Annotated in this window: 13 protein-coding genes and 1 riboswitch; of the genes, 1 reads left to right on the top strand and 12 read right to left on the bottom strand. The window is 49.3% G+C overall.

Annotation, left to right across the window (positions count from 1 at the left end; translation table 11 throughout):
- Window positions 1-93: 93 nt before the first annotated feature.
- The gene (locus tag AC0YN3_RS13770; RefSeq protein ID WP_475775592.1) at window positions 94-6,117 is read right to left on the bottom strand and encodes a DUF4430 domain-containing protein; all 6,024 of its coding nucleotides are present in this window, start codon (window positions 6,115-6,117) and stop codon (window positions 94-96) included.
- Between the two features lie 177 nt (window positions 6,118-6,294).
- A riboswitch (cobalamin riboswitch) is annotated at window positions 6,295-6,498 on the bottom strand.
- 170 nt (window positions 6,499-6,668) lie between these two features.
- Here AC0YN3_RS13770 and AC0YN3_RS13765 point away from each other — a divergent pair.
- Complete coding sequence (locus AC0YN3_RS13765; RefSeq protein WP_475775591.1) at window positions 6,669-6,995, top strand: YnfA family protein; 327 nt, start codon at window positions 6,669-6,671, stop codon at window positions 6,993-6,995.
- A gap of 11 nt (window positions 6,996-7,006) precedes the next feature.
- Here the strand turns inward: AC0YN3_RS13765 and AC0YN3_RS13760 are convergent, their stop codons facing one another.
- From AC0YN3_RS13760 to AC0YN3_RS13710, 11 genes are all read right to left on the bottom strand, one after another.
- Window positions 7,007-8,992, bottom strand: a complete 1,986-nt coding sequence (locus AC0YN3_RS13760; protein ID WP_475775590.1) for a methyl-accepting chemotaxis protein — start codon at window positions 8,990-8,992, stop codon at window positions 7,007-7,009.
- A gap of 417 nt (window positions 8,993-9,409) precedes the next feature.
- Window positions 9,410-10,093, bottom strand: coding sequence for a PepSY domain-containing protein (locus AC0YN3_RS13755; RefSeq protein ID WP_475775589.1), 684 nt, complete (start codon window positions 10,091-10,093; stop codon window positions 9,410-9,412).
- A gap of 122 nt (window positions 10,094-10,215) precedes the next feature.
- Window positions 10,216-10,914, bottom strand: a complete 699-nt coding sequence (locus tag AC0YN3_RS13750; RefSeq protein ID WP_475775588.1) for a PepSY domain-containing protein — start codon at window positions 10,912-10,914, stop codon at window positions 10,216-10,218.
- Between the two features lie 126 nt (window positions 10,915-11,040).
- On the bottom strand, window positions 11,041-12,402 hold the full coding sequence (locus AC0YN3_RS13745) for a sensor histidine kinase (protein WP_475775587.1): 1,362 nt from the start codon (window positions 12,400-12,402) through the stop codon (window positions 11,041-11,043).
- Window positions 12,399-13,097, bottom strand: a complete 699-nt coding sequence (locus AC0YN3_RS13740) for a response regulator transcription factor (protein ID WP_475775586.1) — start codon at window positions 13,095-13,097, stop codon at window positions 12,399-12,401. The genes AC0YN3_RS13745 and AC0YN3_RS13740 overlap by 4 nt, the downstream gene beginning before the upstream one ends.
- A gap of 199 nt (window positions 13,098-13,296) precedes the next feature.
- Window positions 13,297-14,661 (bottom strand): ABC transporter substrate-binding protein, encoded by a 1,365-nt coding sequence (locus AC0YN3_RS13735; RefSeq protein ID WP_475775585.1) that lies wholly within the window; start codon window positions 14,659-14,661, stop codon window positions 13,297-13,299.
- A 286-nt stretch (window positions 14,662-14,947) separates the two neighbouring features.
- Entirely contained in the window at window positions 14,948-15,931 is a 984-nt protein-coding gene (locus tag AC0YN3_RS13730) for a carbohydrate ABC transporter permease (protein WP_475775584.1), read from the bottom strand.
- Window positions 15,928-16,821, bottom strand: a complete 894-nt coding sequence (locus tag AC0YN3_RS13725) for a carbohydrate ABC transporter permease (protein WP_246431532.1) — start codon at window positions 16,819-16,821, stop codon at window positions 15,928-15,930. Before AC0YN3_RS13725 ends, AC0YN3_RS13730 begins: the two co-directional genes overlap by 4 nt.
- Complete coding sequence (locus AC0YN3_RS13720; protein ID WP_475775583.1) at window positions 16,821-19,049, bottom strand: DUF5696 domain-containing protein; 2,229 nt, start codon at window positions 19,047-19,049, stop codon at window positions 16,821-16,823. Before AC0YN3_RS13720 ends, AC0YN3_RS13725 begins: the two co-directional genes overlap by 1 nt.
- Entirely contained in the window at window positions 19,042-21,057 is a 2,016-nt protein-coding gene (locus tag AC0YN3_RS13715) for a YIP1 family protein (protein ID WP_475775582.1), read from the bottom strand. Before AC0YN3_RS13715 ends, AC0YN3_RS13720 begins: the two co-directional genes overlap by 8 nt.
- A 27-nt stretch (window positions 21,058-21,084) precedes the next feature.
- A complete protein-coding gene (locus AC0YN3_RS13710) occupies window positions 21,085-21,942 on the bottom strand; it encodes a carbohydrate ABC transporter permease (RefSeq protein WP_475775581.1) in 858 nt (285 codons plus the stop codon).

The following is a 21,942-nucleotide window of genomic DNA, read 5'->3' as shown; positions in this document are numbered from 1 at the left end:
TTCAGCCATTTCATCATTTTCCAAGCATTATAGAACCGTTCGTAAATAAATTGTTTGGTCCTTCCATTAAAGACCTATCATATTAACGTTTAACTACGCAGCATCTTTTTGAATAAGCTTATCTGCAACAACAGCTGCCATTTCCCTCGTAACCGCTGATTTAGGATTAAAGCTGCCATTAGAGCCTTGCATTAACCCATTCGTGAATACGGCATTTACATAGGCTTGTGCACCTTCATGAATGCTTGCAGCATCCTTGAAAGGAAGTGGTTCTGTATTTCCTTTCAGCTCGAAGGCTTTGGCAATCATAATTGCCATTTCCTGCCTAGTGACTGCTTGGTTCGGTTTAAACGTGTCCGCTGTAATTCCTTGAATGATTCCCAGCTCTTTCGCACGCATAATCGAACCGTAATACCAAGCGCCTGGTTGTACATCGTTAAACACTTTTGCAGCATTATTCGCAGGTTTTTCCTCCAGTAGATTAATGAGCAAGGTCGCGAATTCTGCTCTTGTCATCTGCTTCTTAGGATCGAAGCGCAGCTCTGAGCCACTGACGCCAACCATAACTTTAGCATCGAATACACGGTATACCGCATCATAAGCCCATGCCGAAATGAGCTGGTTATCGACAAACTGCTGCTCGCTGGATAACAAGGTATCGGTAGCCATATCATACAACGAAGGTTGAAGCTTGTTGAATCTATCGTATGCAACCAATGCAAGCAATGCTTGCTCAGTTGCCATCTCGTCCGTTGATTGACCCAGAGCATGGGCAAATCCGCCGTCTTCCTGCAGGAAGCTAAGCAGGCTCGTCATCAAATCGCCGTTCTTTTTAGAGAAGTCCACATCTAACGGGCTAGTGCCAACAGTAGTCAATGCAATAATAACTTGAGCTACGCTCTCGCTGCTTTCGTCACCGTAAGATTTAAATCCACCGTTTACCTGTTGCTGGGAAGATAACCATTTAACGGATTTTTCAATTGCAGCCTTCACGTTAGCTTGTGCTTGGTAAGGCGCAAGCGCAGTTATCGCCATTGCCGTCATATCGATGTTATCTTCGCCTTTTTGTGCGAGCGGGAATGCGCCGCTTGCATTCTGTTGGCTAAGCAGCCAGTCTACAAGCTTCGTACGCGTCCATAGGGCATTTGCTGGTACCTCATATTTCCCACTGTCCAATGCGATCAAAGCGAAAATGGGTCCATTCGTGCCTTGGCTCGTCATGTTTGCATGGTTATAAATGCTTTCAATTAAATTATAGCCAGCAAATGTTGTTGCATCTTCTCCAGCCGCACGCAGGGCAATCGCAATACGTTCTGCATCTGTTACTTTGCGGAATTGGCCCTTTGCTTGTTTTAATTGGTTTTCCAGCTGAACCAGATAACTAGCCGGAAGCTTGCGATTTGAACGAAGCAAGGCGACCGCCTCCCATTCGGAGAAGCTGTTGCTGCTCAATAGAAGTTTTGAAGCATTTTGTATTTCATTCGTAACATCCATACTGTTCGTCGCGATCTTGCTGCGATCCACTACGGCATATTTCGTGAAATGCGTTGTTTTTCCCGTTATCGTGCCATCTTTCAGATTAAGCACTGCTGGTATCGGAATCCATTGTCCCGTTTTCTCGTTTAACCAAACGATAGTCAAATCATTTGTGTTTTTCGTTTGAACCGGTATTTTGAATTGAATGTAAATCGGGCTCTGGAACTCGGATCCATCATTCGTAAATTCGAATACAGCAGAAACGAGCTCATTGCGTTTGATAGATAATTCTTCCACTTTTATCGTGCTTTGATTTTTTAATGATCCTGCAGGCAATACCAACTTCACTTTAGAATCTGAGTCCTGAATGATTGTTTCGCTATTTGGTTCTCCGATTTGACTAAGCTTGACTACTGACTTATTCAATCGTTTAATGAGCTCAGCAAGCTCTGCTTCCGTCATCGGTGTATCCGCATTAATCGTTGTTGTTGCCTGACCCGTTTTTCCAATCGGGTTCATATTGTTTGCAGGCACCGCTATTTTATCGAGTTCTTTTATAATGGTTTGCGATATCGCACCGGACACCACAGGAAGCGTTGTCCCTGGCGTTCCTACAGGAGCTGAATCATTTAAAAGATCCTTGCCACCGTCAGTCGTGTACCTCCATGCGACAATATCGTTTGGTTGCAGCGTATAAATACCAGCGCTGTAGTTCGGAAATACACCATTCACGCTGTACATCCATCCGCTTAATGGTCCACGGTCAAATTGAGCGAGTCCGTCGATTTCTTCAACATATACCGTGCTTCCCGTACCGCTAGCTATCGCTGCTGCGCCTAATTCGCGTTTAAGAACCGAATATGGCGTATCTCCAGCTTGTAGCTGTATCGATTTCGAAGGAACGATAGTCCCTTTCTGGCTATCGCCTTTCACGCTTAACGTTACATATTGGATTGGAGCAATCGGAGCAGGAAGCACCGTTACCTCAATCGTTTGACGGACGACGCCAGGAGCTCCGTCCGTATTATATTGCGTAATAATGCCGCTTTTCGTTCCTTCTGTTGAAAGCCCTCCGTAGAAGACAGCCTCTCCGCTTGAATTGGTAATGGCCGTTTTGCTGCCGAAAGCAATTTTCGCTCCAGCTGCCGGCGTAGTAATGGCTTTGTTATTTGTCCAATCCCATGTTTCTTTGGTTACCAGTATCGAGAAATCCTGTCCTGCTTTAGGAGTTTCCGGGTTAACGACAGCCTCGCTTACCAGCTGCGTATCTGAATCTCCATAATAAACCAAAACATGATCTGCATGCTCAAGCTCAAATTCTGCAATGCCTACCGATGGATAAATCCATTGACCGTCTCGGTTTATTGCATAGAGCCAACCGTCATATCCACCGTAAATTCCCGATGCAATATGATCAACGGAGTTGACCATAAGGCCAAAGGAGAAGCTTGCTACGTCAAGCTGCTTCCCTTCCGTCGCTGTGAATCGCTGCAAGGCATCAAGCGCAGTCACGCCTTGAACGCTGCCCTCGCCAACCATTCCTTGAGGCCCCTCAATTGCAAGGGAAACGTCGGTTACACCTGTATCGATCCCTATCTCTTGTTCGTAATCCAGTGTATAAATCCATGTTACGACATCATTAGGCTGCAGCGTGTAATCGCCAGCGCTCACATTTAAATAAGCGCCATTTACCGCTACAAGCCAGCCGCTCTTATCCCCGCGGTCAAATGCGGCGAGCCCATCAATGGAGGTGACATACGTTGAAGCTCCCGTTCCGCTTGATATAACCGTTTCGCCTAGTACGCGTTTCAGGACGCTAAACGCCGTATCACCCTCAAACCCTTTTAAGGATCTGGATGGCAAGATGGTTCCTTTCTCGTCGTCGCCTACTACTTTCAGCGTAACAAACGTATCGACAGCATCCGGATCTGCTGGAGCTATCGTTACATCAAACTTCTGCCGAACAATGCTAGGCGCACCGTCAGCCACATATTTCGTGACTACGCCGCTCTGAGAGCCTGCTGTCGTAAGCCCTCCGTAGAAGACAGCCTCTCCGCTCGCGTTAGTTGTGGCGATTTTACTGCCAAAAGCAACCTGTGCCCCTGCGACTGGGGACTTGATAACTTGATTAGCATTCCAATCCATTGTTTCCTTATGGACTTGAACGGTGAAATCTTGTCCTACTCTTGGTTGTAAAGGACTAACAACAACCGCACTTACATACTGGGTATTGAAATCACCGTAATAGACAAGTAGGTGGTCGGCAGGCTGCAGCTCAAAGCTTGCAATGCCTACAGAAGGATAAATCCATTCGCCGCTGCGTTTAACAGCATATTGCCATCCATCGTAGCCCCCGTACTTGGCTTCACTGATATCTTCAACCGCTTTCAGGTATTTACCGTACGCGGAATCTACAACTTGCAAGGCAATCTGATTGTCGGCTGCAAAAAGCTCTAACGCCTCCAAAGCAAGCGTGCCTTTTGTCTGACCTTCAGCTATTAATGCCTGTGGTCCTTCGATATTGATTGTAATATCAGATGGAAAGAGAACACCTGGCATCGTTTTACCAGCAAAGTGATAGAGCTTCTGGTCATCTATGAACAAACGATAAGCCTCGAGTGCTTGCAGAGCCTGCTCGGTTGCAAGTCCATTGCTCGTTCCAGGAAGTACATGGGCAAATCCGCCATCAGCCTGAGCAAAGCTTAATAGCTTATCGAGAAGATTCGTTCCGTTTTTTGTAAAAGCCATGCTTGCCGGATCAATCCCGAAAGATGAAAGCCCAATAATAGCTTGCGATACACTTTCGCTGCTTTCGCCGCCAAATCCGCCATGCGGCTGTTGGTTAAGGGATAACCACGCTACCGCTTTCTCGCCTGCCGTTTTCACAGCGGCCTGATCCTTATAAGGCGCCAATGCAATCAATGTCATTGCTGTCAAATCAGCATCGCTTGTTGTGCTTAACGAGAAGCCTCCATCCGGCTGTTGCGATTGAAGGATGTTGTCGAGCAGCTTCGCGCGCGTCCATTGTGCATCATCAGGAACCTGATACGCATGGGAATCAAGTGCAATGAGGCTGTATAAAGGACCATTCACACCTTGATTCGTCATTCTTGCATTATTGTATATTTTTTCGATGAAATGATAGCCTTCAAAGCTTGTTGCATCGTAACCGAGTGCAGTAATCGCAATCGCATAACGGGCATAATCAGTCACTTTGGTAAATGTACCATTTGCGTTTTTCAATTCGTTTACTAGTTGATTATAGTAAGCTGCCGGCACCTTTTTGTTGGCTTGAGCCATTCCGACAGCCTGCCACTCCGATGCAACACCTTTGCTCTTAACAAAGCCTGTCGTTTTCTCTATTGCTGCATCTACTTTTTCAGTGCTCTTGCGAATAGATAAGTAGTAAATTTTCGGCTCATTGGTTCCTGATTGGGCAATGATCCTAACAAGACGAGGCTCCTTCGCATTAAGCGTGAGCACTTTATTCACTGGGGCGTTTGTTACTCCTCTAGTGTCATTCACAAAAATCTGATCGATTGCTTGATCAGCATTCGCTGTTATCTTAATTGATTCTGCATCTACAACGATATCTTTATAAACGTAGACACTGTCCTGTACCGTTACCGTTTGAGAACCAGATCCGCTATTAACACCGGTTAACGTTATGGAGCTCAAACTTGGCGTTTGTCCAACCGTGATATCCGATTGATGGGTCTTTAATGAAGAAACTTCAGTGCTTACCTCACCTAATGAACCGCCATCGATTTGGACAGCTGTATATACCTTAATGAAATCTACTTGATCTAGATTAGCTGGCAAGCCGTTCTCATCGACAGCCCAACTAATATCTATACCCTCACCCTTGGCGGCAGCTGCAACATATGGATTTCCAGCTACGTTAAATGGAGCTGCGCCGTTAGTATGTGTGTCCACATAACCGAATGTAGGCGTTTGTTTAGTAATTTTGACACCCGAATACGTATGGGACAAGTTATTGAATGGCGTTATCGATAATGGATAGTTCGCTGGGATAGGATAATAAGCATGCTTATTGAAAGAGTTTACTTTTATAAATCCGGTTCCACCATAATTATCTGCCCAAGGTACGCTCATACCATTCGGAACTGTAAATGCTGGATCGGGATTCGTATACGTTACCTCATAATCCCATATCGTAGAGTCTTCATAATGATCAGAGCCTGCGATATTGTACCATTTACCTGGTTTTCCGGTACCGTCATCCTGAGCAACTGCCACGCCGCCAGGCTCCTGGTAAGAGCTCGAAGCATTTGCATATACGGTGAAATCCACCCCATACGGATGGCCACTGCTGTTAAGAACGGGAGCATCTGTTTTAAAAATAATACTTCCGCCAAAACCACCAAGTGAAATGGCAGATCCTGTATTGTCATTATCCCACGTTAGGTTAAGATCGTTCATGCCGCCGTAAGCAGTCGCATTAATAAACTGCCCCGGTGCGGGGAGTTCATGATAAATCGTGAGCGGACCTAATTTGGGATTCGCGTCCGATGCGGCTGCTGCCTGGGATGGCAGAAAAGCGGAACTGGCTGCCGAAACAAACACGGTTAAGCTTAAGACCAAAGCTAACCACTTTCGAGAAACTTCTTGCATTGTCATTATTAACCCTCTCTCTTCCTTATACTATGTTCCAACAAATAAAAGCCGCCCTTGTGAGGGCGGCTTTCAATAAACATGCTTACAAGCATGTGAACACACAATAAAAAAGCTATTCATACGTCAGAACAACGTATAAATCTCTTTATCGTCTGTTTCCGTTTCCCACTACCCGAGGAACTAGAAACGAAGAAATTGGCAGGTCTCCTGGCTTATGATTCATCATTTCTAGTCGCCTTCCCAGATCATTGTGCATCCAGTGGCATGTAGACAAGAAACTCATCATTTACAGTGGCGGGACCGCGACGGGATTGCACCGTACTTCCCTATTAAGTTCTATCACTTCATAATTGAAGCAAGAACACCATATTTCTATCATTTTATTTATTTGTCCTAAAGATCATACAGGGAATCTGAGTCATTTGTCTATAACTAACTCTATGAATACACAACAAATCACTGAAGAATAGTATGATATAGTTATTCTGCATATAAAACGAGTATCATTCACCGCATGACCATTCATTGACTCATTCAAAAAGGAGAAACCCCACTTGTTCATCACGATCTTTCTCTTCATCCTCGCCGGGCTTGCCGAAATTGGCGGTGGTTATATGGTGTGGCTATGGCTGCGCGAAGCAAGGCCGCTTTGGTTCGGCATTGTCGGAAGCCTCATTCTTATGGCATACGGCATCATCCCCACCATGCAGGGCTTCCCTTCCTTCGGGCGGGTTTATGCAGCCTACGGCGGCGTTTTTATTATATTGGCCGTTCTTTGGGGGTGGCTCGTTGATAAAAAAACGCCGGATGCGTACGATTGGCTGGGAGCAGCAATCTGTATCATCGGCGTTTCCATTATGCTTTGGGCTCCTAGGAACTAAGCCCGAACTCTTTATTCCAACTTAAATCGGCCAATCGATTCCCTTAGCTCCTCGGCAAGCTTGCTTACCGATTGTGCCAGCAGCTCGGTTTCGATGGCAAGCTCGTGCTGGCGGTTCGTGCCCTCAGCCGATTGCGCGGCGTGGGAAGAGGTGTCCTTGGCCACCATCGCCATCGTTTCAACCGATGCGCTCACTTGCTCGCTGCCGGCCGCCATTTCCTCCGTAGATGCGGATACATCCTGCACTTGCGACGATACATGGCGAGATTCCTGCCAGATCAGATCGAAGGACCGCTTTAATTCATGTATGATGGTCATTCCTTGCTCCATTTCCTGTTCGCCGTTACGTACAGCCGTTACCGCTTCAGATGTAGAAGCGAGTACATGACTGATCGTTTCTGCGATATGGCGCGCGTTATCGGACGCCTGCTCGGCCAGTTTTCTAATTTCTCCTGCTACGACGGCAAATCCGCTTCCGTATTCTCCCGCATGAGCTGCTTCAATTGCAGCGTTCAGAGCGAGCAGATTCGTCTGGCTTGCAATAGCCGCAATCGTGCCGGCCATCTCTTGAATCTGCGCGGATTGTTCATTAAGCTGGCCGATCACTTGCGCTACTGAAGAGGTTGCTTCGCCAAGTCTTTCCATCTGGGCAACCGCTTGATCCGACTTGTCATTGCCTTCCTCGGCTGCATGAAGCATATCGCCTGCCGCCTCTGACATAATCGAAGAAGAAGCGGCGATTCTGCCGACGCTTGCCGCCATTTCCTCCATAGAGCGAGCGACCTCCGCCGCCCCATCTGCTTGATTCTCTGCCCCAGCCGCCATTTCATCAACGGAGGAGGCAAGCTGGAAGGACAGCTCTTTGCTCTGATGGGAGCCTTCGCTGAGCGTGATTGCAAAGTCGGATACGGAAGCCGCATTGCTTCTGACCGTCCGCATTAAGCTTTGCATATGCTCGATAAACCGATTGATTTCAAGGGCCAGTACGCCAATTTCATCAGTGCCTTTGTTTGCGATGCGATAGGTCAAATCCGCTTCGCTGGAATTCAGATTCACGGCTGCCCTGACGATTTCCCGAAGCTTTCTGCCTAACATGATTTGCGAGAGGAAAAATAAAATAACGAGAACAACCGCCATTAATGATCCGAATTGCAGCAGCACCTTCATCCTTTCGGCAGCAATCCGCTCCTCTGCCTTCTCTTTGGACAGAGCAACTCGAACGGCTCCCCAATGCTCTCCATCGATGATAAGCGGATAGGACACATCCCATGTCTCAACGGTCTTCCCATCAATGATCCGATCATACTTCTGCAAATATACGTCATCCGTATTTACATTCATGACCGCATTGTAACCTGTTTCATCATTAAATATGCGGTTCGCTCGGTAATTTTGGCTGAGGAACCCTTTGTCGCCCCAAGCGTCGACAGATTGCTCCCCCACCGGACTATAAATGCCGTTATGCGTGGAAATATAGCCAGCCCATTTAGGATTTTCCGAATACGCGGCAGCCATGGCATAGACCACGTTCTCCTCATTCAAAAAGCTGTCGATGATGCCTTGCCAGCGGTCATCGGTATATTTATCATATGCACTATCATATTTCAGCTCATATTCGAGCAAAGGGATCGAATCACCGTTATGCAGGATAACTTTTTTTGCTGCATAATCAGCGTCCTGGGCCCGCTTCTCGGCCGCTGCTTCGCTTTGTTCGTTAACGGTAAGCGCATCCTGGAACAGATCCTTCCGCAGCTGGTCCCCCGCCCATTTCGTTCCGTCCTGCAATACGACTCCCGTGTTCAAGTCCTGTTCCGTCACATGCTCAAGCGTATGAGCGAGCGACAAGGAAAGATCACGCCCTTTATCCAAGAGTCTTTTCTCTACTTCCGTTCGTATGGACTGCCATTCAAAGACCATAATGACGCTGACGATTATGATTAAAGCAGCAGCCATAACCAGCATGAACTTATTCGTTAACGAGCTTTTCTTGAGCTTCATATGCAGCAACCCCCATTGCATTTTTATCAATAGTAAACCAGATTAAGTATATAACGTGTGATTTAAATCACATTAGGAGCGGTTTCATTCTTTTTGTAAAATAAAGTGACAGATCCGTTCAATATTTTTACAATATTACATTCACTATTGAAGCTTTAATGGATGATTTAATATGCAACGCACCAAAAAAAAACCGAACCATTAAAGATTCGGTTTAGGTGCTGGATTGTCTGTTCCTTCATAGCTGAATGGCACGCAGATCTTGAAGCACTGCGAAGGTTGTATGTGTTTCATTATTTTTGAATAGTTATATTTGCTTAGCCATAGTCGCGGGCCATGCCATTGGTTTTATTGCCTTAAACAGCGAAATACCCTCCGAAACCGCAGATTAAGCGGTCAAAGAGGGTATCTACGTGATTAGTCACGGTCATCATCATCGTAATCTTCATCATCTTGGTCGTCTTGGTCGTCGTGGTCATCATCGTCGTCATAACGATCATCATCATAATCAATATCGAGCACTTTCCCGCTTGCGGCAGCAATGTCTACTTCAGCTGTGCCCGCAGCTGTTTTCAGCTTGACCTCGTACTTTTTAACGCCGTCGTCCCAGTCCGTTTCCACTCGGATGATGTCACCTTTCACCTTCTGCTGAGCCAGCTTGCCAGCCTGCTCTTTCGTAATCGGCTTCGTCGCCGTGCTTGCGCTTGTTGCGTTTGTTTCGACTGTCGAGCTAGAAGCTGTCGCTTCGTTTGTGGCTTCGGTATTGGCGGCAGCATGAGCAGCCGGAGCAGCCGTTACACGCGGTGTATGATCATCGTCATCATTTCTGATGCTCAGCACCTTGCCCGAAACGGCCTCCACATGAACATCAACCTCCTGAAAGGTATCTTTGCGATCGATATCTACCTCATAGTATACCGCGTTACGCCCATGCTCCAGCTCAATATCGGTTACGCTGCCAGGTGCCGCCTTTAAGGCAATCTGCTTTGCTTTATCCTTGCTGATATACGTGCTAGCCGCCTCAGCGGCTACTACTGCACTCGTTCCTCCAAGTGCCACTACAAGTCCCAATCCGATAATCCAGCCTTTTTTATTCTTCATCTTCAACATCTCCTTCAAGGTTTTCTTGTTTGTGAATGCCAGGTGTCCTTGCTGCTATATCTATAACTTACACCTGAAATCTAAGAGAACCATTACAGAAACATTAGAATTTGATGATAAACCTAATCATCGTCACTTTCATCATCCCATGTGACGGACACGACCGCGCCAGATGCCGCATTTAGCTGAACGTCAGCTTCACGGCCATCAACCGTTTCAATTTCAACAAAATAATACCATTTGCCGCCTTCATTTTCCTTATCGATATCCTTAACCTTGCCGGGGATTTTCTTGAGCGCCAGCTCGGATGCCCGCTCTTCGGAAATAAGAATGGTTGGCTTCGTTGTCGGATTTGCCGTCGTTTCCGGTACGCTAGGCTTTGGCGTTGATTCCGGCATCTGCGTCTCTGAGGGAGATGGCGCCGGTTTATCAGTCGGTAATTCCGAGGGATTCTGGGACGGTTCATCGCTAACCACGCCGCTGTCCGTTGGCGAAGGCGTTTCCGTCCCTGGCGTCGCTCCAGGATCGTTAGAGCCGAACCGCTCTACGCTTCGAATGCCGGTAATCCCCGCAGGCCCAACCGTCAGCTCATATAAGCCATGCGTCGATTGGAGCTGTAGAACATACCCATCGCCATGCTCCTTGCTGCCAACGATTTCTCCCTCATATTGCCCGAGCACCGCTTCTTCCGCCGCAGCCAGCGTAAGTCCATGGGAACGGTCAGCTCGTGACTGGAAGACAAGTGTCGTAAGCGCAACGATAACGCCAATTGCCAATACTGCTGCAACTACACTTATGCGCCATTTAGGATTATGCATCATATCCCTCCAATCGTTCCTCTCCGTCATTGGTTCGAGTATAAACGCCTTTTCTTACAATTTACTGAGAACAACGGGCTGATGCTCCGATTGCTTTCGTCGTTTAAATGACAGCACCGCAGACATCCTTTATGTCATTCGAATCGTCGCCGTCGTTCCTTTGCCTTGGACACTTTCCAGTACAAGCTCTGCCCCTATCGCATCTGCCAGCTCTTTCCCAAGCGATAGGCCGAGCCCCGTACCGCCTATTGACTCCTGATCTCGGCTGCGGGATTTATCCACCCGGTAGAAACGTTCGAATACTTTCGGCAGCTCCTCTGCCGGAATGCCGATGCCTTGATCCTTCACGCGCAGATAGCTGTCCTCGCCTGTACGCCCAAGTTCGATCTCGATCCTGTCATTGCTGTATTTGCGCGCATTGTCCAGCAAGATAAAGAGCACCTGCTTCAGCTTATCTTGATCTGTAATTACCGTCACACTGTCATCCCCCTGCAAGACCACATGAATCTCACGCCCGTACGCACTGCGAAAAAATGCGGCTGCCTGCTCGGCGAATGGCAGTAAATCAAGCGGTTCCCGTTCAATCTTCCACTCGCTGCGCGGCATGGCAAGCAGCAGCAGCTGTTCCGTCAACCCTTTCATCCGCACGGCCTCCGAATGAATCGCCTCGATCGATTCCTCAAGCAGCTCCGGCCGGTCGCGCAATCTTCGCTTAAGCAGACTGGCATAGCTTTCGATAATGGTTAACGGCGTCTTAAGCTCATGCGAAGCATTCGATACGAATTGCTCCTGCCTCATGAAGCTCTCCTCCAGCAGTCCGATCATTTCATTGAAGGTTTCACCCATCTCCACTAATTCATCACGTGATCTGCCCTCCTGCTTCAACCTCATAAATTGACCGCTGCGGGTAATTTGGCGCATCGTCCGCGTCATAGCCGAGATCGGGCGCATGACAATCCTGCCGAGCAACCCGCTGGAAATAAGCACGGGGACAAGCACCGCTGCCGATACGCTGACCAGAACGAGACGCAATATTTGAAGCAGCTCCATGAGCTCCTCGAGGCTCTCTGTCGCCTGTACATTGGCTACGCCACCGTTTGCCCCAATGATTGGAATAGACACAAAGCTATAGCTTTTACCTTCTATTTTCAATCGCTTCTTCGTTTGCTCGGCATAATAAGCCGTTTTTTGACTGCTTAAGTCCGTCTCCGAGGCAGAGGTTACAAGTATGCCGCTGTCATTCTCGACCTCAGGCACCCATTGAAGCATGCCGTCCAGCGGCACATAAGCGCGGAGCAGCTCCGTCGTTGCAGCAGGCTGGTCAGCCTGACGCAATGCTGCGGCAGCCTGCTTCGTTTCCGCAGCAAGCTTATCGAGCTCGCGCTCCAGCATCATGTTCGAGAAAACCGTATATACCGTCGCATTGGCAATTAGCAGCAATACCGTAAACAATACCGACGAGTAGAGATGAATCTTGCTGCCCAGCTTCATGTCGCATCCTTAATGCAATAACCGATGCCGCGAACCGTATGGATGAGTTCCGCACCAAAGCCCTCGTCCACCTTTTTCCGGACATAGCGGATGTAGACATCCACGACATTGGTGTTGCCCGCATAATCGTAGCCCCATACTTCCGCAAGCAGCTGGTCCCGGCTGAGCACCAGCCTTTTGTTGCGCAGCAAATAAGTGAGCAGGTCGAACTCGCGCTGCGTTAACGCGATCGCTTGACCGGCACGCTCTACTTCGCGCGTACGTTCATTAAGCCTCAAATCGGATGCGGTCAACCACTCGCCTGCATGCTGCTCCTCGCTGGCACGAACCGATCCCATGCGGAATGATGCCCGAATTCGAGCGAGCAATTCCTCCATCTCGAACGGTTTTGTCATATAATCATTAGCTCCGAGATCGAGACCGGTAACCTTGTCCGAAACGGTGCTATTCGCTGTCAACATAATAATTGGGGTATCGCTGTCTACGGCTCGGATGCGCTGCAGCAAATCCAGCCCGCTAATCCCCGGAAGCATCACGTCTAATAGAATTAGCGCAATTCCCCCCGCCTTATACTCGCCCCAGCCCTCTACGCCATCAGCCGCCAGCCGCACCTCATAGCCTTCGCTTTCGAGCTCAATCTGGAGCAGGCGAGCGATTCGACGCTCGTCCTCTACGACCAATATCGCCTCATTCAATGGTTGTTCCCTCCCGGTATGCGACTTCCTTCACTTAAGCATAACGAAAAGAACATCGTACGTCTAATCGGCAGTAACGATCATGCGGACGATTAGGTCTTAACAAAAAAAACACCCTAAGCGATAAAAGCTCCCGCTTAAGGTGTTTGGATGACTGCTATCGACTACTATGACTAGAAGTCTAAGGTATTTCGATCTGTTATTTCAAAGACTCGCGGACCTCAAGCGTCCGTTTATTCCATTTCTCCGTTTCCGGAATAAGGCGGTTAATGTCGGCGCCATCAAAAATAATTTCGTTCAAAATATTGTTCCAGTTGTATTCGGACCAAGCCGGGATCGTAACGCCAGGCTGAATCTTCGCGTTTTCTTTGGCGATTTTTACCGCTTCTTTGTTTTTGCCTTCCCACATTGGCGTCTCATCGTAATAAGCAGTCAATTCCGGATCGATGACCGAAGCGTTCGCGCCTTGGTCGATTTTCCACTTCTGTGCTTCCTTCGAGAACTGGAAGCTGATCCATAGGAAAGCTTCTTCCTTATGCTTCGAACCGCTAAGCAGGGAAAGCGGTCCGTAGATGCTGTACCCAGGTTGGCTTACTTTTCCTCTTGGGAAAGGCAGTACATCCCATTCGAATTTAGCATCCTTCTTAAGGCCAGGAAGTACCCAGTCTCCGCCGATTGCGAAGCCAGTCTTGCCGTTAATGAATTCTCTTGTTACATCGCCTGTTTCAGCAGCTTTCGCATTGCTTTGCATCGAGCCGTCCTTCCAAACAAAGTCCGACAGCCATCTTACATCGTTCATAACGTCAGGCGTGTTCAGCAAGCTTTGCGTCAAATCCTCATTCATGTAATGGATGTTAGCCGCATGGCCGTCCGCAATCGCTTTCGTGCTCAGCACGCGCATTTGGAACTCAGGCTGCGTGGTCAAGCCGTACTCTCCCGCTTCGGGATCCGTGATTTTTTTGGCAACGTCACGGAAGTCGTCATACGTCCAATCGTTGGCAGGCATTTCCACGCCATGCTTGGCGAGAAGGTCTTTGTTGACCAGAATCCACATCGGTACGTCTACAAAAGGAACCGCAAGCTTCTTATCGTTGTACGTCATCGTATCGAAGAAGCCTTCGGGAAGCTGAACGTCTTGGAAAGTCGGATCCTTGTCAATATAAGGCGTTAGATCCTCGACAAGGCCTGCTTGGTCGAAGGTAATCAAGTCGCTGTCGATCCACGTTAAATCGGCAGGCGTTCCCGCTGCTTCAAGCGAAGCGATAATTTCCATAATCGGCTGGCTGTTAACAGGCACCTGCTCGATCGTAATCCAAGGGTACTTTTCGTTAAACTTTTTGTATAGCTCCGTATAGGAATCCGACCAGGAAATCAGCTTCAGTGTAACCGGCTCTTTGTTCTCTTCCGGCGCTGGCTGGTTATCCGTCGTTGCCGGCGGATCGGTCGCTTCAGCTGTATTGCTCGGAGCGTTGGTGCCCCCATTATTGCCTGAGCAAGCTGTAAGAATAACCGAAAACATAAGTACGATACACAACATCCAAGTAAAGCCGCGTTTGTTTTTCATTCTTTTAACCTCCCAAAAGTTTTGTGTTACAAATACTCATCGCATGAGTATTTAAAGCAAAACTTGCCACGTAAGCATGAACCTCGTTTTGTGTTACAAATACTCATCTAATGAGTATTTAAAGCAAAACTCGCCTCGTAAGCCTCTGCTCCGCCTTGTGTTCTGCCTTCGTAAGCGCTTACTGCTTCTCTGTCAAGCAAACGCCGCTCCATGAGCCTTCCCCTCGTGTCTCCATGCCGCTTCGAACTGATCGCCGCCGCATCACCTCCTCAACATCCCGCATCTCCTACTCGACAATGCCCGTTCTCTCAATGCCACTCACAAACCAGCGCTGCAGAAACATAAATACGAGAATCGGCGGAAGAATAATGAAAAACGCGGCCGCCATTTTGGTGCTTTCCGTAATTGGATTCACGATCGTTCGCGTATTGCCCAGAAGCGAAGGATTAAGCACTTCCTCCAGCATGTCGAGGCGAATCGACAGCGGCGTAAAGCCTTTGGTCAGAAACATGGACGGCTCGTAATACATGTTCCAGTACCAGATGAACGAGAAGAGAAAAACGACGAGGCAAGCCGATCTCGCAAGCGGAAGCATAATTCCGAAAAACAGTCTTGCCGTCGATGCCCCGTCGAGCTTCGCTGCTTCCTCCAGGCTTGGCGGCTGCGCCTTGAAAAACTGCCGGAAGATCAGAATGAATAGCGCCCCCTTCAACCCCTGCCCGAATAAGGCTGGAATAAGAAAGACAAATAGCGAATTCAATAGCCCGAGCTTGCTGAAAATGACATATAGCGGAATGATAATGACCTGCGGCGGAATCAAAAAGGTCAAAATGATAAGGGCCGTGAAAAGCCCCTTGAACGGCAGCGCCAGCCTAGCCAGCGCATAGCCGGTCAGAGCGCAAATGATGACCTGCACAAGCGAGCAAGTAACCGAGATTAACGCCGTATTGCGAAGCGCCTCCGGATATTGCAGCCCTTTGAGCGCTTTCGAGATGTTCTCCCAAGTGATTTCGCGCGGAATCCACTTTACGGTCGGATCGAGCAGATCGCTCATATTTTTGAACATCGTGCTGACCATGTACAGAATCGGCTGCAAATACAGGTAAGCAACGATTGACAGCAGCAAATAGATAACAAGCTTTGCGAGCAAGCCGTCGGAGAGGCTTCGGCCGAGCACAAGCATTTTCGTTTTTTGCGCCTTCCGGCTCCAAAGAACGCCTCTTATGCTGCGGCTTACCTTGGACAGCTCCGATTTCATTGCGGTAATCATGAATGCGCCCTCCTAGTCTTGAGGCTCCGGCTGAATAGCCATAATACGATGGCGATCAGCGCGAAAATAATGCCAAAATAAATCCACGCGAGCGCACTGGCGTAACCATAGCCGGTATCGACCTTAAACATATTGTCTTTGATGTGCTTCAAAACCGGATTAAGCGGGAAGGTGAACAGATCGATAATCGTATACAGCACATTCAAGCTGATGAACGGTACGCATGCCGGCAGCGTTATTTTCCAAAAGCTGTCCCAAGGCGACGCGCCGTCGATGCGTACAGCCTCGTATATGGTCGGCGATATCGTTTGAAAACCTGCGATAAAGATAAGAATTTGCACGCCTGAATACCACAGAATAAGTATCGCTTTGCCAAGAACGGCCATGACCGTTTCCGCGAATTGCTTGCCGACATACTCCTCGACCAGCGGCAGCAAATTGTACTGCTCGAGAAACGGAATATCGCCAGCGCCTTGTAGGAACAGCTCGGAGAGCACCTGCCCTGTCGCGAATATGACCGGCAAGAAAAACAATGCCCGATAAATGAATCTGCCCGGAAACTTCTGGTTGAGCATCAAGGCGATCAGCAATGCGAATATAACGATAATAGGTACCATCAGCAGCATTTCCTGGATATACGTAATCAGCTCTATCGGGAAAACATTATCCTTGAGAAAAGCGTCGCGGTAATTGCGCATGCCAATCCATTCATATTTGAAGCCGCCGACGGCCACTTGGACTTTGTTGAAGGACATGAACAAGGACCAACTGATTGGGATCAGCACGAACAGGGCAAACCCGATGATCCAAGGCAGCATGAACAGCAGGCCCATGCCGTAGCCCTTCCAGAGATAGAGGCGCGCAGCGCGTCCTTTAGCTTTTGCTTGCATTAGGCGCCCGCCCCCTTCTCTACCGTGAATGTGTTCGTACCGTAATCGACAACGACGCGCGTGCCGTCCTCGTAAACCGTTGCGAATCTAGTCTCCGACAGCTTCTCATGGTCTACGATCGTCTGTGAGAAGACAGGCGCAAGGGAATCGAAATCCGCATATTCCTTCAGAATACGTGACGTCCACTTCTCATATTTGCTGCTGAACAGAAAGCTCGCGGACGTGTACTTCAGCGTCCTGGAATCCTCATGGGTCAGAAAGAAGGAAGGGATCGCGCCATACTCGATTGCCTTCAAAAACTCGGCCTCCACATCGTTTCGCAAATTCCCGTCGCCGAACGAATACGATACGTAGCCATGCAGCGCGATCGGATAAAAGGGTACCGTCTCGTCTACCATGAAATCGTAGCTGGATTCCGACGGAAGTCCCGCAATATAGTCGGTTTGACCGACGGTATAATCGTTGCCGCGGTATACGCCTGCCGAGCCTAGCGTTTTCTGCGCATAAGCGAGCAGACCCTCATACACGGCAATGGTATCCTCACGGGTGGCAATGCCTGACGGGTCGTAATCGTGGAACACCATTTCGCCCAAATAATTGAACAGCATGCCGGATACGCCGATTTTTTTCAGCTTCTCCATCGTCTGGTAAGCCATCGCAACGGTCCGTGCCGGCTTGCTGATGAACCAGCCTTCGTCGATAAACACCGTTTCATCAATGCCTCGGATGCCATTGGTCTTGCCGGATAAATCCGAGTTTTCCGAATCAATCCATACGAAGTCGTCCTCGAACAGCACATCGACGCCTTTTTCCTTCATCTCGGCTAAGAAATCCTTCGCTGCCGCTTCGCCCCCAAGCGATTCCTCGATCGGAAAACGGTCATACAAATCGTATTCGCCTTGGTTTTGCCAGCCGTAGTAGACGACCTTCATATTTGCGACACCTTCCTCGCGAAGACCATTGACAATGCGGGCCGCCTGCGCGAAGGTGGTTGCCGTCATATACTTGATTTTGCTAAAAGCTTCGGTATAGCTGCCTCCCATAATTTTCAGGTAGAGCGGCGTATGCTCCACCGGCTCCAGCTTTTCCTTCAGCTTGCCTGTCTCCGTCAAATAGTCGCGATAGGCTGACGCCATGCCCACATAATCGGCATCCTCGTCGTTCAGGAATCGATATTCGATTTCCCTGTCCGTTTGCAAGCGCTGCTTCTGCACCGCTTTGAGCGGCGCAGCGAGTCGGCTCATCCGGTACAAATACTCCTCGCGGTAGATCTGGTTGGCGTACACGTTGTAGAGCCCCGATTTAAGCCCGGGCGGCATCGCGGCGATGTTCGCGGAATCGCCTCCCTTAGTCAGCACGGCCATAAAGGCGTTGCTGCCCCGCTTCATGCCGAACACGGGATACGCGATGTTCTCCCGTCTCTCCCCCGAACGGCTCCAATTGCCGGAATTGGTTAATTCAAGGCCGTATACTTGATGGATATAACCTCTGGATACCCCGGCACGTTCGCTATCGAAGCGAATCAGCCCGCCTGGGCCGTCCGGTACGAAGATATAGCCCTCTTCCTCTGTGGTTGCTGCACCGAAATACGGGAGCAAGTCAACCGTAAAGACCGAATATTCTCCTTCTTCCTTAATGCCCTCGCTCGGAATCCGGGCTTTCAGCCCCTGCGGCGTGAGCTCGTATTGAATCGTAAAGCCAAGCTGCTTTTCCGTGAACAGGTAAGAGACCTGCAGCCCGTTTTCGTTTCTGACCAGCGTCGTTTGGACCTTGGGATCGCCAGCGTTAAGCACCTCGCGAATCGTCTGGTCCTTCCCCTGCGTCCTGACGTAGGTCAGCACGAACGGCGATTTCAGATTGGCCAGCAATACGCCCTTAACCGTTTCACCGCTAAGCTGCTCCTCGGCAGGATTGCTGCTCCATCTGTAGCCGCTCCGTTTGTCTACCAAAGCAATCTGCGTGCTGGCAGGATGGATATAAAGCGCGAAATCATCGTTTTCCAGCGCTTCGGCGAAGCCGTCCGTTTCCGGCACCGGCTTCCAGGCTTCCCCCTCGTAGAGCGGAGAAAGCGTGACCGAAGGCTCCTCGATTCCAGCAAGCTCCAGCGCCTTGGCAGGCGACAGCTCGTTGCTCTGAAAAAGGACGATAACCGTTACGATAAGCAGCAAAAGAAACACCGTTGCGGCAAGCTTTACCCGAAGGGAAGTGCGCTTGATGAGCTCAACCATAGAAGGTTACCTCCTTGTAAAGCTGATAGAAGAAATCGTATAAATTGTAAGACAGGCCAAACACGAGGAAAGCAAACAGCCATATCGTGCCGATTGTGAATACAGTAATCGCGATATTTTTGAGCGTCTCCAAAAAATCGAAGTTATGGATAACCTGCGTCATCACGATCAGCATGACGCCCATCCATAGAAACATGACCGTATTCAGCGAATCCACGATAACCCGCTCGTCAAGCGTGACCAAATTGGATAGCACCAATGCCGGAATGGAGAAAAACAGATAAGGTGCGAGCGCATACGTGCTGCCTTGGATAACCTCCCTGAATTTTCCTTCCCCGTCCTTCACGCTGCAAACCAGATAATTGGCAATAATCCAGGTCAGCCAAGGCACCACGAACAAGCCAAGGCTTCCCCATATATTGATTTGCGACAGCTCCACGGGATGGAAGAGAAAGCCCGTAAGATAAATCGTTCCGACCTTCACGGCGATAACGGCCGCTAGAATGAAGGCAATGATCCAAGCAGATACCTTGGCTTCCTTCAGCTTGTAGAAGCCTTGATAGGGATGGAGCATGACGAACCATAAGTTCCGGATATCGGCAAGCGGTCGCTGCCATGCTTCAGGCAAGGGACGCCGCTTGAACTGCTTGCGGATAGCCTTAACGCCATACTTCAACAAGAGCAAAACCGCAGCGATTGCCACTGCCAGCCATATCAAATGCTTTTGCAAATAATCCAGCCGGATTTCCCAGAAAGCCTTAGAGTAGCCTTTCGTATCGAATGCCGTCTTTAGGAAAGACAAGGCAGCCTCATGCTTGTTTTCATGCAGATACACTTTGCCAAGCCCTTGAAAGACTCCATTGTACATATCATTGCGGGCGTAGACGCGGTCCCAATAAGGCTCGCTTTGCTCGTATTTTCCTGCCAAATACAGCGTGAGTGCCTGCATCACGTCGCTTCCGAACTCGGTCCGAACAAATTTATGGATGGTTCCGGTACGGCTGTCGGATATCCATACGCCGAACTTGGAATCTACGCCAATGCTTGTCGGATAGCCAAGTACGCCGTATTGCTGCGTTTCATTGTCGATGAAACCGAAAGCGAACAGCGCTTCCGCATTCTGGTCATAAATGTTCACGCGGCCTGAGTCCATATCCACGTTGTACAAGAAACCGTTCGAATCGCTGGCAACGTCAACGATGCCATGCCCATTTACGAGCGTTTTGTTCTTAAAAGCGTCAACGCCTCCTGCATTCAGCTTACGGATAGCGCCTTGCCCGAAGCCTGCCGCCGTAGCCGTGAAGATGAATCCGTCCGAATCCAGCGCGACATTCGAGATTGGCCGAGGAAGGCTGGCAAGCTCTTTGGCAAGCTGCTCTTTGTTAAGAATGAGCTTCTTCAGCCAGTTCAACACCGTCTGCTGAGCCTTATTAGCGCCAAAGTAGCCCATAAATTCGCCTTCGCCATTCATCCGCAATAAGCCCTGATAGGAGGAATTCAAGCTGATATACATGACGCCGCGGCGATCAACGACCAGCTTGACAGGCACGAAATGCTCCTGCTCCAGAAACGTCGACGCAGGCTTCTTGTAGTCGCGAACGAACTTGCCGTCTGCGCCGAATACGGCTATGCGCTGGTTCCCCGAGTCCGCTACGTAGATAAGCCCTTCCGGTGTTACGAATAGGCCTTCAGGCGCGCTAAGCATGCTTTCTCCCTCTTCTGCGCCGATGGAGAGCAGCAGCTCGCCTTCCGGACTCAGCACGGCGATCTTGTTCGCTCCTTTGTCCGCCACATAAACCTTGTCATCCGCTCCTACTTGCAGGTCAACCGGCTCAGAGAATCGCGGACCCTTCGTCTCCGCCGGCGCATATACCGGCTGAATGCGCAGCCAAGCCGCTTGATTGCTGTCATAGTAGGAGGTCCGGTAAGGGAGCTCCGCGTAAATCGCTTCCGGCGCGGCAAGCATGCAGGTCGCCGCAAGAAGCAGGAATAGTAGAAATCTCTTCATCGTTACGACTTCCTTTGCTTAATGGAATTACTTGATGCCGGAATGAACCATCGTCTCGAGCACTCTTCGCTGGAAGAGCAGGAATATAATAAGATTGGGCACGAACATGAGCAGTCCAGCGGCTGCTGCAACGTTTTGGCCGGATACGCTGTTCTGAAGCCCGCTTAGCAAGCTGTTGACATAGAAGGCCAGCGTCCTCATCGTTTCCTCCTGCATGAACAGCGTGGAAGTTTCCACGTCGCCCCACACGCCTTGAAAAGTGAAGATGGAGATCGTCGCTATGGCTGGCGTTGACAACGGCAATACGATTTTTGCGAATATGCCGAAATGGCTTGCGCCATCGATCTTCGCTGCCTCCAGCAGCTCGCCCGGAATTTGGGATATAAAGCCGACCAGCATGAACACCGCGATCGGTGAAGCCAGTGCGGGCAGTATATGGCCGAAATACGTATTGTTAATGCCTAGCCCGCTTATGATCAAATACCGCGGTATGCCGACCGTCTCCGGCGCGAACATCAAGGATAGAGTAATTAGCGCAAGAATCAGCTGTTTGAAATGGAACTGATATTTGGCTAGCACGTACCCCGCCATCGTGCTCACGATAATGACAGCGCCAAGCGTTAACCCCGCAACGATAAGACTGTTGAACAAATATCGCGTGAACGGAACCGTTGCGTTCGACGCATGGAGAATGAGCGATTCGAAATTGCGCATCGTCGGATTCTGAACGAGAAACCGCGGCGGGAACAGGAACAGCTCATTTTGCGGCTTGAACGCATGGTTGAGAATGAAAACGATCGGCAGTGACATGAACGCGGCAAGCGCGGTAAATACGGTCACGAGTATGACTTGAAACGGCGTTATGTTGCGAAATTTCCGAAGCAT

This window comes from Paenibacillus sp. J22R232, from assembly GCF_056269165.1.
Note: the sequence above shows the minus strand (reverse complement) of the source record. Positions and strands in the feature narration are given on the sequence as shown.

Coding starts and splice junctions, on each gene's coding strand:
- AC0YN3_RS13770 (WP_475775592.1), bottom strand. CDS start 6,117: ATGACAATGCAAGAAGTTTCTCGAAAGTGGTTAGCTTTGGTCTTAAGC.
- AC0YN3_RS13760 (WP_475775590.1), bottom strand. CDS start 8,992: ATGAAGCTCAAGAAAAGCTCGTTAACGAATAAGTTCATGCTGGTTATG.
- AC0YN3_RS13755 (WP_475775589.1), bottom strand. CDS start 10,093: ATGAAGAATAAAAAAGGCTGGATTATCGGATTGGGACTTGTAGTGGCA.
- AC0YN3_RS13750 (WP_475775588.1), bottom strand. CDS start 10,914: ATGATGCATAATCCTAAATGGCGCATAAGTGTAGTTGCAGCAGTATTG.
- AC0YN3_RS13745 (WP_475775587.1), bottom strand. CDS start 12,402: ATGAAGCTGGGCAGCAAGATTCATCTCTACTCGTCGGTATTGTTTACG.
- AC0YN3_RS13735 (WP_475775585.1), bottom strand. CDS start 14,661: ATGAAAAACAAACGCGGCTTTACTTGGATGTTGTGTATCGTACTTATG.
- AC0YN3_RS13730 (WP_475775584.1), bottom strand. CDS start 15,931: ATGATTACCGCAATGAAATCGGAGCTGTCCAAGGTAAGCCGCAGCATA.
- AC0YN3_RS13725 (WP_246431532.1), bottom strand. CDS start 16,821: ATGCAAGCAAAAGCTAAAGGACGCGCTGCGCGCCTCTATCTCTGGAAG.
- AC0YN3_RS13720 (WP_475775583.1), bottom strand. CDS start 19,049: ATGGTTGAGCTCATCAAGCGCACTTCCCTTCGGGTAAAGCTTGCCGCA.
- AC0YN3_RS13715 (WP_475775582.1), bottom strand. CDS start 21,057: ATGAAGAGATTTCTACTATTCCTGCTTCTTGCGGCGACCTGCATGCTT.
- AC0YN3_RS13710 (WP_475775581.1), bottom strand. CDS start 21,942: ATGCTTCGGAAATTTCGCAACATAACGCCGTTTCAAGTCATACTCGTG.